Genomic DNA, 15780 nt, shown 5'->3' on the forward strand with positions numbered 1-15780 from the left:
TTTAACCAATTTTAAGCCATCCTGTGATACTCATCCTTTGTTTATGGGTGAGCAAAACCTCGTGAGCCAGATCCGAACTTTTAAAGAAAACACTTTTGCCGTTATTGGGCGAAATATGCTGTTCCTCATTAACATGATAAATGCACAGCTCTCCTCCATCTTCTGTTTTCCAATCGGCATTTAAATACAGAATCATCGAGTATTGTCTGCTCCCGTTGTTATGAAACTGATCGATATGTTTTTTGTAGAACGTGCCCGATTCGTAAAGTGTATAATGAAATTCGTAGCCGGTGATCCCCGTATAACAGGTACGGTTTAAATAAACCACAAATTCGTCCATCAGATCGAAGAAATCATTTTCGTATTGGTTATTATGCTTTCTGTCTAACCAGTAAATCACGTCGCTTCTAATCAACTTGTTTTGATTCACAACCGTATCGTTACCTACGCCAGCATTTAAAAGCTTTTTGTTTTCAAATAACCCGATGAGGTTATCTTTAAGATGGGCCGCTAAAGAAACACTTAAAAAGTTTTCTGCTATACCCACTTTATCTTCGATAAAACTATCGATAAGGCAATCAAATATTTTTTCCAATAGATTGTATTAATCTTAAAACGATATGCCTAAGTTGGGAAAGGTAGTCTTATTTAACGGTTAAGATGTCATTTCTAAAATTTATATTTGAAACCCCAAAGCGCTACTTATGCAAAATATATTCCCGGCACAATACTCTACCTTATCAGCCGCTGCCCTAAAAGATCATTTAATTGAAGCATATCAGTTAGATCCATCTACAACCTGCCGATTACTCATCAGAAATGTAAGCGACACCTATATTCTGGAAAATGAACGCCAGAAATATATCTTCAAAATCTACCGCGATGCACACCGTAAACGCAATGAAATTGAAGCTGAAGTAGAATTGCTCAATATTTTAAAAGCAAATGAAAATTCGGTTTCCTACCCTATAACTGATGTAAATGGGAAACAAATTCAACAGTTTAATGCCATTGAAGGTTTAAGAAACGGCGTACTGTTTTCTTTTGCTGAAGGAAAAGTGATTTTGGATCTGGAAAACGCACACCTTATCCAATTGGGACAAGACATTGCTAAATTACACCAAACTACTGCTTCAATTAAGCTCAGTAATCCACGTCCAGTATTCAACTTTGAAACAACTTTATTTGAGCCTTTGCGAGATTTAAAACCTCATTTTACAGAAATGCCTGAAGAATTTGAATACCTGACCAACATTGCCAATAAAGTGGTAAAAAAATTCGAGGGATTTGATACTTCAAAGTTCAGCTATGGTTATTGCCATTATGATTTTTTTCCAAAGAATTTCCATTTTGATGAAGCGGGAAAAATTACCTTTTTTGACTTCGATTTTGCAGGTGAGGGCTACCTGATTAACGATTTAATGTCGTTCCTTAATCATTATTTTTTCCATCAACTCAATAATTTAATGTCAAAAGAACGGGCAGAAGAGGATTTTAATATCTTTTTAAATGCTTATCAAAAAGTACGGCCCTTAACTGACGATGAACTAAAAGCCATTCCCTATCTCGGGATTACCTTTCATATTTTCTTCCTGAAATTCTTTTATGATAATTACGATGATTGGTCGAATGCCTTTTTAACCCCTCGATATACGAAACACCGTGTAATGTTGATTAAAAAATGGGAAGAAATGTATTGTAACTTTTAGGCAATGCTACCTCAAATCTCAACATCCTTGTTTATCTTGTATGGTAATTCAAAATCAATAAGATGGATCAGAAAATAATCAACCTGTACGATGAGTACACCCATAGTCAGGTAAGCAGAAAAGATTTTATGAGAAAACTGGCTATCCTGGCGGGCAGCACAGCATTAGCGATGACTATTCTGCCCATGCTAGAGAATAATTATGCCGCTGCAGCAGATTTTAACAGTGATGATATCGAAGTTGAAAATATTACCTACACTGGTGTTGATGGTGAAATGAAAGCAGTACTGGCCAAGCCAAAAGGCAAAAAGAACTTAGGTTGCGTACTGGTTATTCATGAAAACAGGGGCTTAAATCCACATATTATTGATGTAACCAAACGTATTGCTGCAGAAGGTTTCCTGGCCCTTGGTGTTGATGCCCTTTCGCCGTTTGGTGGAACCCCGACGGATGAAGATAAGGGACGTGAGTTGATCGGCAAATTAGATCCCCAAAAAAATCTACAGAATTATTTAAAAGCATTGGACTATTTACGCAATAGAAAAGACGGAAATGGTAAAGTAGGTTGTGTTGGCTTTTGCTGGGGAGGTGGAATGGCCAATAAATTAGCAGTTAACGATCCTAAATTGCAGGCAGCTGTTGCTTATTACGGCGCGCAGGCCAATGTGGCAGATGTTCCTAAAATTAAAGCGAGTTTAATGCTGCACTATGGCGGCCTGGATGAACGCATTAATGCCGGAATCCCAGCTTATGAGCAAGCTTTAAAAGACAATAAAATTGATTACAAAATTTACATCTACGATGGTGTAAACCATGCCTTTAACAACAATACCTCACCTACGAGGTATAACGAAGCCGCAGCAAAACTGGCCTGGAGCAGAACAATCGACCTGTTTAAACAGAAATTGGCGGTGTTAACGCGGTAGTAATTCCTAGAACCGTCATTTCGAGCGGAGCGCAGCGAAGCCGAGAAATCTTTAAAAGATGCTATAAAGCTATGGATACAGATTTCTCCACTACGGTCGAAATGACGATTTATCTATAGAGATTTACGTAGAATGGAAAAAACCAACCTAAAACAAATCCGTCTTCAGCATGGTCTTCAAAATATTCGATTGTACATCGAAATTATTGAGGTGGTTTAGGAAATTAATGTCCGATATTTTACTGTAACTATCTTCTAATAAATCAATAACCTCATTAGGAATTGCGGTTTTTAAAACCGCAGCATTACTTTTCAACTTATCGTTTTTATATTGCAGCTCTTGTACAATCCGTTCCCGTTCTGAAAGATTATTAGACATATCCAAATCTTTTAAAATAGTTAAATCGCAGAACAAGAACAGGTTTCTGCTTGGAAAAAACAGGTAATAACTGTCTATATCCAAAAATTTATATACTTCAATTACCAGTTCACCCGATTTTAAACCAATATAAAATTCGGTCCGAAAATCGTACTTACACAATTTGCCCATCAGTTTTTTTTCGATGGTTGCATAAACATTGGTATACACCTGTTTGCTTTGAAAATCAATCAGTTTGGCAAATTGATCGGTGCTGAGATCGAAATAAAAATCGTTGGCGTATCTGGAACTAAAAACGTTGATGTTTTTGGAGAAGGGGAAATCGGAGCTTAGTTCAGACAATACACTGAATAACTTCCGTAGTGATAAGTTAACTTTAAGCGATTGCTTCTGTTTATCCTGCTGAAAACTTTTCTGATCAACAAGCGCACTTGCCATGCGGTCGATCAGCTCTTCATTCAGGTCAATTTCATCGTAAATGAGCGATACGTTTTTCTCATTGCTCTTTTTGATTTTTTTGAGCAGTTCGATCACACTATCGGTAAACTGAAGATGGAAAAGATCTAATTTTTCGATCTCTAATTCTTCGTTGTTGGCAAAAAGTTGATGAATAACCTGGCTTCTTAAATAAATTTTATAAATCACCTCATCATCAAAAAACACAGAGAGCAACTGTAAACGGTTGATCTCTGCGCTTGATTTTTTGATAATATTTAAACGGTATTCATCCATATTTTAATTAACTCACCCTCGTAACGTTCTTTTTCAACTCTGTTTCCAAAGTTTTAAGTTCGCCATCCAACACCCTTCTGCTCTGTGCACCCGCTTCATGGATCTGTTTAACCTCATTAAGCGTTTCAATCAACGATGAAGTGGTTCGTTTCAAGGTTTCCAAAGATACTACTGTTTTTTCATTCTCTTTGGCTACATCGATACTGTTTTGTTTCAGCATCTCTGCATTTTTCTGCAAAATGGTATTGGTGGTGTCCGAAATTTTCTTCTGCATCTCTACATTGGCTTTTTGCCTTTGTAAAGCAACAGCAATAGTCAATTGGTTTTTCCACACCGGAATGGTTGTAGATACAATCGACTGCGCTTTTTCTGCAATTGAAGTGTTGTTGTTCTGTACCACACGAATTTGCGCCAAAGATTGCAACATAATGAAGCGGACAATCTTCATATCAGCCAGTCTTTTATCCAAACGGCTAATGAAATCCCTTAAATCGGCAATTTCATAATCCTGGTAATCGGCAGGCCGGCCTTCCATCTCAGCAAGTTTGATGCTCAGCTCGTTGTATTTCATCTGTCCGGCAATAATCAGTTCCTCCATTTGGTGGATGTAACCTACATTGCTATCGAACATGGTTTGCAGCGAACTGTTATCTTTAATGGAGTTTAATCTTCCAGCTTTAATTTTGTTGGTGATTTTATCAATATTGTTCACCACAACATCATACTTCTGGAAAAGTTTTTTCACATCAACAACCAGGCTCTTTAAAAACGGGATTTTTGAAATAAAGTTTTTAAACGCACTTTGCTCCAATTCTGAAACATCGATATAATTCAGTTCGGTAAGCAGTTCGTTAATTAAACCGCCCACTTCACCACTGTTATAGGTCCGTACCGACGATAAAAACTCGTTACTGTATTTCTCCATTGAGTTTTGGGCATCGCTCCCGTAATTCAGGATAGAATTTACATCTGATGGTTCTAACGATTTTCCAATCTCATTGTATTTAAGCGTTTCCTCTGAGGTTATTTTCTCGAGATCCACATTGCCATCTTTATCCAGTTTAACCGGAGTAAGGGCTTGGGTAACGTTTGGGTTGGTTTCCATAGTTTGATTAATTACCAGCTTTACGGCCTATAAATAGTTTTGAGTTACGGTTTTAACGGTATCTTCGAGTTTTTTATCTTTGGTTGGTTCGCCAATGGCATTAAATTTCCATTCGCCGTTTTTCTTGTAAAAAACGCCCATTACCATCGATACATGACCAGCGAAGTTTGCACCATTAGCAATATCAAATTTAGCAAAAACCTCGTTAACACGCTTAGTCGTACCTTCATAAATGCGGATGGAAGCAAAAGGAATAGTACCAAAATCATGGCCCCTAAAACTATTCAATACAAAGGCAACATAGTTTACATTGGCATCCAGCTGAGAGAAATCAAGCGTGATGATCTCATTATCTAATCCATCATCGCCGCCCATATCGCCGGTTAAATCATCGCCACTATGTTTTACAGAACCGTTTTTAGATTTTAGGTTACCGAAATAAACGACCTCTAAAAGTTGTTTGTTTTCGTTGTATAATGCACAGCTTCCATCTAAATCTACCGCTTCTTTTGATGATCCGAAACCGAACAGGCCTTTCTTTTCGATTGCCCCCCAGTTAATACCTACACAAACATTCTGAAGTTTGCTACCATTACTTTTTTCTAGACTGATACGCTGTCCTTTTTGAAGATTGATTGCCATAATATTATTGATATTTGTTTAAATAATCCTGTAAACCACCTTTCATACCTACGCCAACGGCTTCAAATTTCCATTTGCCTTCGCGTTTGTAAATCCTTCCAAATTCTACTGCAGTTTCGATAGAAAAATCTTCTTCTAATTCGTATTTTAAGATCACCTCATTTGTTACGGCATCAAAAATACGGATGAAAGAATTTCTAACCTGACCAAAATTTTGTCTTCTGTTATCAGCATCGTGGATGGTTACTACAATACAGATTTCGTTTACTTTAGCATCAGCTTTGGTTAAATCAATTTTGATCTGTTCATCATCTCCATCGCCATCACCAGTTAAGTTATCACCTGTATGTTCTACCGAACCATCCGGAGAAACCAAATTATTGTAGAATACAAAGTTTTCGTCTGAAATCAGTTTCTTCTGATCGTTTAGTATAAAAATTGAAGCATCTAAATCGAATGCAGAACCTGTTGAAGAGCTGTTGGTATCCCAACCTAAACCTATTGTAAATTTAGGAGCATCGATATTTTCTCTTTGCCCCTTTTGCAAATTAATAGCCATATTTAAATTAATTTATAATTATTGTTTTTGATATAGTCTTTAATAAGATGTAAATTTTTAGCGTACGCCTCTATCGTATGGTAATTATTCCCCAAGGATAGATCGTAAAGCTGGTTGATAAAATCGGTACTTCTACGTTCTAAAAATAGATTAAAACTGCTAGAAGTCGTATTTAAAATGTATTTTACAATACGGGTATTAAACCTGAAATTGCCGCTATCAATAATTTCTTCCAGATCAAAAATAGATTTTATCTGATGGTAATTCAGAAAATTTTCTACATTGGGATGGATATTCTTATTCACCAGTTCGGCGAAATAAAGCATATGCATTTCGTTCTTTAAACCATATTCCTTAGCCATTTTTAAGATCATCCGCTCATGACTTCCGGTAATTCGGATATCGTCCAGAAATAAAAGTGTTTTACCCGCGAGAAAATCTTTATCGATATGGAATGAATCATTTCCGATCAACAATAGCCTTTCTTCGGCACTTAATTCGCCGTAATCTTCTTTATAGGTAATGGTTCTGTGCACTTTGGTTTCCTGTACTGCCAAACCACCATTTTCGACCAGCCAACGGTTAAGTTGGCAAACGAAATAGTTTTTCATGGCAAAGGTTGCCGTTGGAATAAAACTATAAGGACTAGAAATAACCACAATCTGGTCGGTAATTACATTATCGGCCAGATAATAGCGGATAAAGCCATCGGCAAGATCTTTTCCGAAAGATCGGGCCACCAGGTCATCGCCAAATTTAAAACGGCTATAATCGTCGGCACTAAAGCCAAAATCGACGGTATTGTCTATTTTATGAAGTGAGAAATTATACGGTATCATAGAGTAGGTTTGAGATAGATAGGTGATTGGAATTGATGAGCATACTGTTAATGCCCACTGCTTCTGCCCCACGAACATCAGCATGCGGGTTATCGCCAACATGGATTACATCTTTTAGCATTAACTCCGGATGTTTTTCCCTGTCGATGCGATCTAACATCAGCTGAAAAAATCCGGTATTGGGTTTAGACATCCGTACTTCATCAGAATACAGTTGAAAATCGATAAACTGATCGATACCCAAATGATTGATTACTTTTTTTAGGGTTTTCCCTTTTATAAAACCAGTATTGCTTAAAATATTGGTCGAACTTAAACCTGTTGATTTAAGCTTTTCCAGTACGGTTAAAGAACTATCGCTATATAGCAAAGGCATGTGGGTAAAAACCAGTTGTTCCATGTGGTGATCAATCTCCTGCAGATCCACATCATGGAAATTGAAATCGTAATCGTTAATCATACTGATGATCATTAAATACATTTCATCAGCATCTACATTTTTCCCTGTCCGCTCGTTAATGGCATTTACCATTAAATCTACCTGACGAAAAACAACAGCAATTTCTGCTAAATTTTTATGCTTAGTATTAAATTTCTGGTAAAAATACCGTGTTCGCTCTTGCTTGTACGCTGGATTAGATTTAATCAGCGTTAACCAAAGATCGAATGAGTAATGTTTGTAAAAAGCCATTGCACCCTGTTTTCTAATCTGTTTTATAAAATCTAATATTACAAATTTGATTGCAAGATCAGAACCGTTTGATTGTAAGATTTATCACAGATAAGCCCTACAACTTAAGATTTATCCAAAACCTTTTCGGCATCGTCTGAAATGATGATATCGCTTTTGTGTTTTTTGGGATAGTTAAACAATAATGACGTTAATACGGGTATAATGAAAATGGCTACCGTAAAAATAGAGACAAAAAGATCTGTTTTTTCACCTTCGATAGCGTGAGAAATAGGCGATTCGGGATAGAAATGTGTTACTAATGATGAAGTAAGTTTAATTCCTAAAACAGCAATTACGATGAATGCTATCGTTTCTAAAAAGGTAAATTTCTCCATCAGTTTAACAAAAGCCTGTGCTACAAAACGCATAGCCAAAATCCCGATAAAAACACCAATATAGATTAACCAGATATGATCGGTAAAAGCCACAGCAGCAAAAACATTATCGATAGAGAAGGCCAGATCCATTACCTCTACTAAAGCTACCGTTGCCCAAAAATTCCCCATTAAGCCAACAGTAGATTTATAAATCCAGCTTTTGCTTTTGTCTACTTCCTCTTCTTCTTCCTTGCCTTTATTGTTCTTTTTTCTAAAATAATCGAAAGCCAGATATAGCAGATATAAACCGCCAAGTGGTTTCAACCACCAGATTTTAACTAGCCATGCAGCCAGGAACAAACAGATCCCCCTAAAAACATAAGCACCGATAATGCCATATTTTAAAGCTTTTTCTCTTTGCGATTTTGGCAGATCCATTACCATAGTAGCCAAAACAGCAGCATTATCAACCGAAAGCAAACTTTCGATCACAATTAAATTCAAAATAATTAATAGTCCGGCCTGTATATCGTCACCTAAAATCGTGTGCAAAAAATCCATTGAGCGAGTGTGTATGTTTTAAATTAAAGTTTTAGTTGACAGCAAAGAAACAAAATTTTATCAATCCCGATGCTTCAATCTTTTTTATTTATTGAATCGTTTTACTGATTAGATACCTAATCAATACAACTGTTACGTAATGGGGCTGAAATTTTATTTGTTGATCTCCAATTGATAGATATTCCCCTTCTCTCCTGCCAGAACAATCTGTTTGCCTTTTTTGGCTTGTTGAACGGCATTAAAACTTTTATCAGAAATATGTTTCCAGTTTTGGCCGCCATCAGTAGAAATGTCTGTTCCTGAAGTACCTGTAGCAATTAAGGTTTTAGCATTAATATAGGTTACGCCCGATCGGAAGCCCGAAACCGGGGTGGCTGGTTTTTGCCAGGTTTTGCCTCCATCGCTCGTTAAAAGCACATTATTCGCATTTTCTTTATCTTTTAGGTAGTTGCCGCCAACGGTTACACCGGTTTTTTCATTCAAAAAATCGATGGAAAAAGGACCTGTACTATTTTCGCCCTGTAAAATGGGGCATTTAAATACTTGCCAGTTTTGTCCATAATCTGGAGAAAAGTAAATATTGGATACCGTTCCACCTGTTGCAATCCAGGTTTTACCACCAGGTAATGTTTTAATGGTTGTGCCGCTGGCTGCAAAACTCGCTTCACCTTTTGTTAATTTGGTTTTGAACTTTGCAGAAATATCCTGCCAGCTTTTACCTGCGTCTACGGTTTTAAGCAGCTGCATTTTATCGTTTATGGGATCGCCGAAAATGATTCCTTTATTTTTATCCCAGAAACTTAGGCCGTCTAAAAATATGGCAGAATCTACATTTTTATAATTTTCTGTCCAGGTTTCGCCACCATCTACGGTTTTCAGAATGTATGCCGGAGAGGCAATGCCCACAATAATGGCCTGCTTATCATCGAAAGCTTCAATATCCCTGAAATCGATTTTTTCGTAGCCTTTTGGTTTTAACCATTTCCAGGTTATACCGCCATCAGTTGTTTTACCTACCGATCCATTACTACCACTTACCCAGGTAACCCGATCTGATACTACACTTAACCCGCGTAAACTGGTTTTGGTATTTTCATTCAAAGGTTTAAAGGAATAGTTCTGTGCAGTGCAAAAAAAAGGTGCCATTAAAAGGCACCATAAAATTTTCTTCATGTATATGTTATTTAACCCGTCTAAAAGTTTCAGATCTGCCTAAAAGTGAAATACCTATATAACCGCGAACATTTAACACATCATTACCTGCTAAAGTCATATTACAGCTATACGTTTTGCCTTTTTTCGGATCGTAAATCGTTCCATCTGTCCATTTACCATCATCGTATTTAAAGTCTTTAAGTATTTCCAGATTTAATAAAGCGCGTTTCTGCAGCTTTTCGTCTGGGTTTTTCGCATCTAATTTAGGTTTACCATTTAAATTGGGTTCCTTCATCCAGGCTAATTTTCCATAATATTTATCGCCTTTTTTATAAATTTCTATTTGCCCTTCGCCTGATGGATTAAGCCATTTGCCTACAATAGCATCTTTGTTCTGTGCAAATGCAGAAAACGATACTGCCACCAAAAACAGCATTAAAAATGGTAACTTTCTCATATTTTTTATTTCTAGTTAGTTTTTAAAGATAATAATTAGACTTTATATCAAAACACTAAATAAAGAGAAAAAGTACGAGAAAGTTTGAAAATCCTAAAATTTACTTTGAAACGATCGGTAGATACTTGGCACGGTACGCGTAAAACAGGAATAAGTTAAATAGGAGCATTACTGCAACCATTGGTAAATCTTTCGGACCTAAAAATGCATGGTAAAGAAAAATGTTTAAGGTAACCGGGAAAATTATGAGTGCGGCTAATGGTGCTGTACGGCCAATAAGCAATAGTATACCGCCAACCAGTTCGGTTATTTTGATCAACGGAAAAAGGTACACAGATGCCATCAAGCCAGTCATAAAACTAGTTTGTGCCGCTGTCATTTCCGGAGCCTTAGGCATTAAATTAAGAAAATAGCTTACAGAAGCAAAAAGATACATGGAGGCTAAAAGCACGCGTACAATAATAACTGCAATTTTCATAGTGGTTTAATTTTTGGTTTCTATATTTAAAAATAATAAAAGTTATTTATAGTTTATTGGTCATTGTTCATCTGCCATTGGTACATTGGGCATTGATAGATGGGTGTGATAATAAGTTAGGCTGTTTTGGTTGATGGTTTTATGGTCAATAGCCATAATTTATTAACCATGATCTTTATATTACCCTACCCATGATTTATATTATTGCACCCGCGATTTATATTACCACACCCGCGATTTATATTACCACACCCGCGATTTATATTACCGCACCCGCAATTTATATTATTGCACCCGCGATTTATATTACCATACCTGCAATTTATATTACCTCACCTGCGATTAGCATACAGACGATAAACCATGGAGTAAGGGCGCTACACTTCCGACTCCTTTCTCCCGGCTCCGACTATTTATTATAATCGCAATTCACCATCCATTGAACGCCAAATATATCGGTAGCCATACCGATAGTGCTCCCCAGAACATTTTTCTAAAGCCATTGTTTGAATGTTTTTCCCCTTCGGGATAGTTAATTATTATTTGTTTCGATTAGTTTAATCCAGTTATTTACAAACTGCTCAAGCGCAGGTTGTTTAGCCTCAATATCATCCATGCTGTAAAATCTTGCTTCCCGCCTATCTCTCCAACCGCCCTGCAGTAAAGATGAATCTTCGATCATATTTCCATCGTAAAAAATAAAAATGATCTGCACATATCCGCTGGCCCTAAGGTTAAAAGCAGCTAAGTCTTTTACAAAATAAAAACTTGGCGAATTCCATTTCACTCTTTCCTGCAGTTTAGGATTTGCATTCAGTATGATGCTTCGTAACCGCTCCACTTCCTGTTTAAAAGGATGCTCGAGCTTTTCCATGTAATCATCAACCTGACAGGCTTTCTGCAAGCGCTCTTTATTGCTCATCTGCAAGTTTTGTTAATTTGATATCCATCCATGGTACCCAATTTTTGCCATCAAACTGCTCCCACATTCCTTCTATGGTATTGGCTTTAAAATTCCCTTTAAATCTTTCGGTATCGGCAAATATCAAAATGATATCATCGTAAATTTTAAGGGTAGATATTGAAATATTGCCTTCATTATCGAACGATTGCGACCTAAAAACGTCGTCCATATCATCATAATGGGTAATTTCCAACGATCGGATCTTTTTATCACCAAAAGTGATGTCTACCTGATGCATCAAGAAAAAACCACCATCAACCCACTCGTAGGTATCAGTTCCACTGATAATATCACCTGATTTTGTTAAACCTTCTGTTTTCCATTTGCCGATATAGGGATTTAGTAGATTAAACCTGTTATTTCTCATAAATTTAATTAAAAATCAATTGTTATCCAGCTCACTGTAAATTTTGTTTAACTGATGTACGTGTCGTTGGGTATGATAAATCACAAAATAAACAGCCTCTAAGCGGGTTAGAAAACCATAACCGGGCAATTCAAAGGAGCTGCAGGTCTTAGTTAAATCCAAATCAGTTATAGATGTTGAAATCCCATCTCTGATCTGCTTTAAACTTTTTAATAATTCAGATTGATTATATGTCCTGTCATCAGGATAAATTTCTTTAGGCGAATCGTACTTCACGTTGAAATTTAGAAAGTCGTTCCTAATTTGCGCTACCATAAAATCGGCTGGCTTATCTGTTTCGGTTACAGGGCCATTTATGACTTGCAAAAAGCCAGAATTTGCCAAAATCATGTGTTCAGCCAGTTGACTGGCTGTCCAGCTTCCTTTAAATGGTACAACATTAATTTGCGCCGTATCAAATTTCGATAAAGTGTTTTCTAACGCCGACAAAGTTTCGCTGGCTTCTTTTATTATCTTTTCCATAACTTACATGTAATTCATTCCGGGATAGTTTAATAACCTGCGCCATAAGGCAATCTGCCCGATGCAATTGGCTTCCCGATAACTATTGAAGCTGATCATTTCAAACAGTGTGATCTCCATTCCAGGGATGCTGAGTTTCTCTTCCAGTTTCTCGTCAGTAGCCTGGGTTAAAGCTTCCTGTAACTTTGGAGAAATTGCTGCCCAATCTTTAATAAAATCTTCAAGCAATGGATAAGTGGCATCATCCACAATTCCTTTGTTATCGGCAAAAAGATTGTCGGTTATGGATGGAAGATCGATACCGAATGATTTGGCCAGAAAATAGCGGCTATGCACCACACTCCCGGTAATCCAGGCAATGTGATTTGCTTTCGTATCCAATCTTTTCTGCGCATCCTTTTGGTCTATCCCATCTAAAGCCCTTACTAAAAAATCTGTCTGCATTTCGTACAATACTATAAAGCCGTACATTCTGCTACTCGCTGGGGTGGTTTTCATATGTTTATTAATTAATTGATTAGCTGAAATAAAGTTACCTGTTAATTTAGCCGAACACCGTTGCCGTAAAAGTCAATCTTAAGGGGCATTTCAGACAATTTTTATATATTTACGATACTTAAATTTTTAACCAAATGATACAAGTAGGTGTTTTACTGCCCCAAAATTTCAGATTATTAAGCATAGCGGCTATTTTAGATGTATTTGATACTGTTAATGGATTTTATCGGAAAGATGGCCTCGAAACCCCATTTAACATTAGTTTAATTACACTGGAGGATAAAAATTATAATTTTAGTGAACATCCTTGTGTGCCCTTACAAAAAGCTGCGCATCTTGATCTTATTTTAGTGCCTTCATTTGCAACCAACGATATTAAAGATTCCATCGCAGCAAACCGAAACTATATCCCCTGGTTAAACAAGCAACATGCAGCAGGTGCAGAAATTGCTACTTTTTGTACTGGTGCATTTTTACTTGCAGCATCAGGACTGTTGGATGGTAAAGCAGCAACCACACATGTTGATGCCTGCTCGGCCTTTTCTATGGCATTTCCCCTGGTCCATTTAAAGGCTGATAAAACAGTAACACAGGATGGAAAATTATTTACAAGTGGTGGAGCAACCTCTACTTTTCATTTATTATTGCACCTTTTACAGCTTCATTGTGGCAAAGATATGGCCATTAAGGTGGCGAAGATTTTTGCAATCGATATGGACCGTGTAAACCAATTGTACTTTAGTACCTTCCAGCCTATCCGTCATCACAATGATGATATTGTTGCCTCTGCCCAGGAAAAAATTGAAAATAATTATCAGGACGTGGCCACCATTGAAGAGATGATTAAAGATATTCCTTCCAGTAGAAGAAATATTGTGCGTCGCTTTAAACAGGTGATTGGTATTACCCCTATTGAGTACCTTCAACAAACGCGTATCGAAGCAGCTAAAAAGTTATTAGAGCAAACTGCCCAGCAAATGACAGAGGTAATTTATAACTCTGGCTACAATGATCCAAAAGCATTTAGGAAGGTATTCAGAAAATCAGTCGGGATGACGCCCACTCAATACCGCGATAAATTTCAGGTGAGGTAGCAGATATCTGAGGAACAGCAGAATAGCAAATCACCACCACTCACAAAAACTAAATAAATAGTTTTCAACACTAAAATAAATTATGTTAATAATTAATATAAAATAAATGCATCGTCCTACATTATTTAAGATAACTTAACGTTATAATTACACTAACCAAATAACTATTTATATGAGCACATTCCTTTTAATCACAGCTGTATTTTATATTATTTCTTTTGGATTAATGTTGTACTGCTATTTCTCCGCTGAGCAGATTCCCAGTGATGATGAAAAATTTTAATCAGTTCTTTTCCCGTCATCAAAATTAACGTCTCCCTTTAAGCTAATACATTGAACTTTCTCACAGAAAGACAATGAAATGTTGTGACCAAACTAAACGATCTAAAAACAGCTATTTATTTATTGGCGATCCACTTAATTAAGTAAGGAGCGGCTCCTGTATACCATAAAACTGCAGAGATTAAAAATATGGCGATCAATATCCATAAAATCGGCCATCCTTCAAATTTGTGTTTTGAACCGGGGGTATAAGACTCATTAAGGTTATTATGGTCATTGTCCATCCTATCGCCCTTTTTCACCGGTTTCGGATTAGAGATATTGCTCATAAAATATTCAGTTAGAAATACAAACTTAAGCTATAAACCTATAAATCGAAAATTAGTTTTAACATTTCTTGTCTTTTAAAATCGATTAAAGACAAAAGTCGTTAAAACTTCAGCTCTTTCTATTTAGTTTAGACAAAACTAATTAGAAATTTTAAATAAAACGGCAAATACTGTATAATTAGGAAGACATATTTTTAAAAAAAAACAAACTTCATAGAATATACTTATTGCTTAGAAAAGGCTTGTTGATATTTTAGCGGGGTTTTACCTGTTATTTCTCTAAAATATTTATGGAAACTGGTAAAATTATAAAAGCCGCAGTCGTAGCAGATTTCTTTAACGGTCAGATCATTTTCAATCAATAATTTACAGGCCTGCCCTACCCTGATCTCGTTCAGAAACTGTGTATAAGTTTTTCGGCTTTTAGTTTTAAAGAATTTACAGAATGAATTGGGGCTAATTTTAGCTACCGCAGCAATTTCCTTGAGTTCTATTTTATTTTTGTAATTGCTGATGGTATAGTTATAAATAGATTGGATCCTATCTTTTTCGTTCTTCAGAAAGTTAGGCTTAAACCCTAGTGAAACCAATATATTTTTTTCTTCACAATTGGCTATTTCAGTTAATACCTCGAGTATTCTTATAATCCTCATGGTGCCTGTAGCCTCAATAATCTGTGGCATTAAACCGGCAATTTTCTCTTTTGAAATTCCTAGTAACTGAATTCCCTGTCGCGATTGAAGCAAGACTTTTTTGATCTCCTGATTTTCGGGAAGATCGAGAAAATCCTTCCCCAAAAAATCTTCCTTAAAATGAATCGCATAAACATCAACCGGCTCACCAGCGGTTTCATCAAAAAATTCGGGGTCAAATCGCCAGTAGTGTGGCAAATTGCTTCCGAGCAGAACAACATCGCCATCCTTAAAATTTTTAATACTATCGCCAATAAACTGCGTTCCCCTGCCTTTTTTAACGTAGATTAATTCTAATGCAGAGTGGTAATGCCAATGATTGTTTATATCGGGCATAATGTCTCTTCGGGCGCTAAAAGAATCTACCGAATTAGTAGATACATTAAGTAAATGCGGTTTCATAAAATCTTAAAAAATCAATCTAATATGCAAAATTATTTT

Annotated in this window: 20 protein-coding genes; 3 read left to right on the top strand and 17 right to left on the bottom strand. The window is 36.5% G+C overall.

The window, feature by feature from the left end; all coding sequences use genetic code 11:
• Position 1: 1 nt before the first annotated feature.
• Positions 2–595 (bottom strand): 2OG-Fe(II) oxygenase, encoded by a 594-nt coding sequence (locus AC07VK_RS17630; protein ID WP_492955202.1) that lies wholly within the window; start codon positions 593–595, stop codon positions 2–4.
• Positions 596–704: 109 nt separating this feature from the next.
• Between AC07VK_RS17630 and AC07VK_RS17635 the strand changes: the two genes are divergently transcribed.
• Positions 705–1709: a phosphotransferase enzyme family protein gene (locus tag AC07VK_RS17635; protein ID WP_492962106.1), complete on the top strand. Its 1005-nt coding sequence runs from the start codon at positions 705–707 to the stop codon at positions 1707–1709.
• A gap of 62 nt (positions 1710–1771) precedes the next feature.
• Positions 1772–2635, top strand: a complete 864-nt coding sequence (locus AC07VK_RS17640) for a dienelactone hydrolase family protein (RefSeq protein WP_492962108.1) — start codon at positions 1772–1774, stop codon at positions 2633–2635.
• 147 nt (positions 2636–2782) lie between these two features.
• Here AC07VK_RS17640 and AC07VK_RS17645 read toward each other — a convergent pair whose 3' ends face one another.
• From AC07VK_RS17645 to AC07VK_RS17710, 14 genes are all read right to left on the bottom strand, one after another.
• Positions 2783–3745, bottom strand: a complete 963-nt coding sequence (locus AC07VK_RS17645) for a hypothetical protein (RefSeq protein ID WP_492962110.1) — start codon at positions 3743–3745, stop codon at positions 2783–2785.
• Positions 3746–3752: 7 nt separating this feature from the next.
• Complete coding sequence (locus AC07VK_RS17650) at positions 3753–4850, bottom strand: toxic anion resistance protein (protein WP_492955198.1); 1098 nt, start codon at positions 4848–4850, stop codon at positions 3753–3755.
• Positions 4851–4877: 27 nt separating this feature from the next.
• Complete coding sequence (locus tag AC07VK_RS17655) at positions 4878–5492, bottom strand: TerD family protein (protein ID WP_116251228.1); 615 nt, start codon at positions 5490–5492, stop codon at positions 4878–4880.
• Positions 5493–5496: 4 nt separating this feature from the next.
• The gene (locus AC07VK_RS17660) at positions 5497–6051 is read right to left on the bottom strand and encodes a TerD family protein (protein WP_426328546.1); all 555 of its coding nucleotides are present in this window, start codon (positions 6049–6051) and stop codon (positions 5497–5499) included.
• A 2-nt stretch (positions 6052–6053) separates the two neighbouring features.
• The gene (locus AC07VK_RS17665) at positions 6054–6890 is read right to left on the bottom strand and encodes a phosphoribosyltransferase family protein (protein ID WP_440823542.1); all 837 of its coding nucleotides are present in this window, start codon (positions 6888–6890) and stop codon (positions 6054–6056) included.
• Positions 6877–7581 carry an HAD family hydrolase gene (locus AC07VK_RS17670; protein ID WP_492955197.1) on the bottom strand — a complete coding sequence of 235 codons (705 nt, stop codon included), beginning with the start codon at positions 7579–7581 and terminating at the stop codon, positions 6877–6879. The genes AC07VK_RS17665 and AC07VK_RS17670 overlap by 14 nt, the downstream gene beginning before the upstream one ends.
• Positions 7582–7685: 104 nt before the next feature.
• Positions 7686–8501: a TerC family protein gene (locus tag AC07VK_RS17675; protein WP_057932988.1), complete on the bottom strand. Its 816-nt coding sequence runs from the start codon at positions 8499–8501 to the stop codon at positions 7686–7688.
• 153 nt (positions 8502–8654) lie between these two features.
• Entirely contained in the window at positions 8655–9674 is a 1020-nt protein-coding gene (locus tag AC07VK_RS17680) for a WD40/YVTN/BNR-like repeat-containing protein (protein WP_492962112.1), read from the bottom strand.
• Between the two features lie 7 nt (positions 9675–9681).
• The gene (locus AC07VK_RS17685; protein ID WP_492962114.1) at positions 9682–10113 is read right to left on the bottom strand and encodes a DUF2147 domain-containing protein; all 432 of its coding nucleotides are present in this window, start codon (positions 10111–10113) and stop codon (positions 9682–9684) included.
• Between the two features lie 100 nt (positions 10114–10213).
• Positions 10214–10591: a DoxX family membrane protein gene (locus AC07VK_RS17690; RefSeq protein ID WP_492962116.1), complete on the bottom strand. Its 378-nt coding sequence runs from the start codon at positions 10589–10591 to the stop codon at positions 10214–10216.
• 532 nt (positions 10592–11123) lie between these two features.
• Positions 11124–11513 (bottom strand): DUF1801 domain-containing protein, encoded by a 390-nt coding sequence (locus AC07VK_RS17695; protein WP_492962118.1) that lies wholly within the window; start codon positions 11511–11513, stop codon positions 11124–11126.
• Complete coding sequence (locus AC07VK_RS17700) at positions 11503–11922, bottom strand: hypothetical protein (RefSeq protein ID WP_492962120.1); 420 nt, start codon at positions 11920–11922, stop codon at positions 11503–11505. The genes AC07VK_RS17695 and AC07VK_RS17700 overlap by 11 nt, the downstream gene beginning before the upstream one ends.
• A gap of 15 nt (positions 11923–11937) precedes the next feature.
• Complete coding sequence (locus AC07VK_RS17705; RefSeq protein WP_492962122.1) at positions 11938–12444, bottom strand: DinB family protein; 507 nt, start codon at positions 12442–12444, stop codon at positions 11938–11940.
• 3 nt (positions 12445–12447) lie between these two features.
• Positions 12448–12942, bottom strand: a complete 495-nt coding sequence (locus AC07VK_RS17710) for a DinB family protein (RefSeq protein WP_492962124.1) — start codon at positions 12940–12942, stop codon at positions 12448–12450.
• A 134-nt stretch (positions 12943–13076) separates the two neighbouring features.
• Between AC07VK_RS17710 and AC07VK_RS17715 the strand changes: the two genes are divergently transcribed.
• Complete coding sequence (locus AC07VK_RS17715; RefSeq protein ID WP_492955189.1) at positions 13077–14036, top strand: GlxA family transcriptional regulator; 960 nt, start codon at positions 13077–13079, stop codon at positions 14034–14036.
• Positions 14037–14434: 398 nt separating this feature from the next.
• Here AC07VK_RS17715 and AC07VK_RS17720 read toward each other — a convergent pair whose 3' ends face one another.
• Positions 14435–14647, bottom strand: a complete 213-nt coding sequence (locus tag AC07VK_RS17720) for a hypothetical protein (RefSeq protein ID WP_057932979.1) — start codon at positions 14645–14647, stop codon at positions 14435–14437.
• Between the two features lie 224 nt (positions 14648–14871).
• Complete coding sequence (locus AC07VK_RS17725) at positions 14872–15741, bottom strand: AraC family transcriptional regulator (protein WP_492962126.1); 870 nt, start codon at positions 15739–15741, stop codon at positions 14872–14874.
• Positions 15742–15780: the final 39 nt, after the last annotated feature.

This window comes from Pedobacter sp. GW821-FHT01D05, assembly GCF_059422505.1.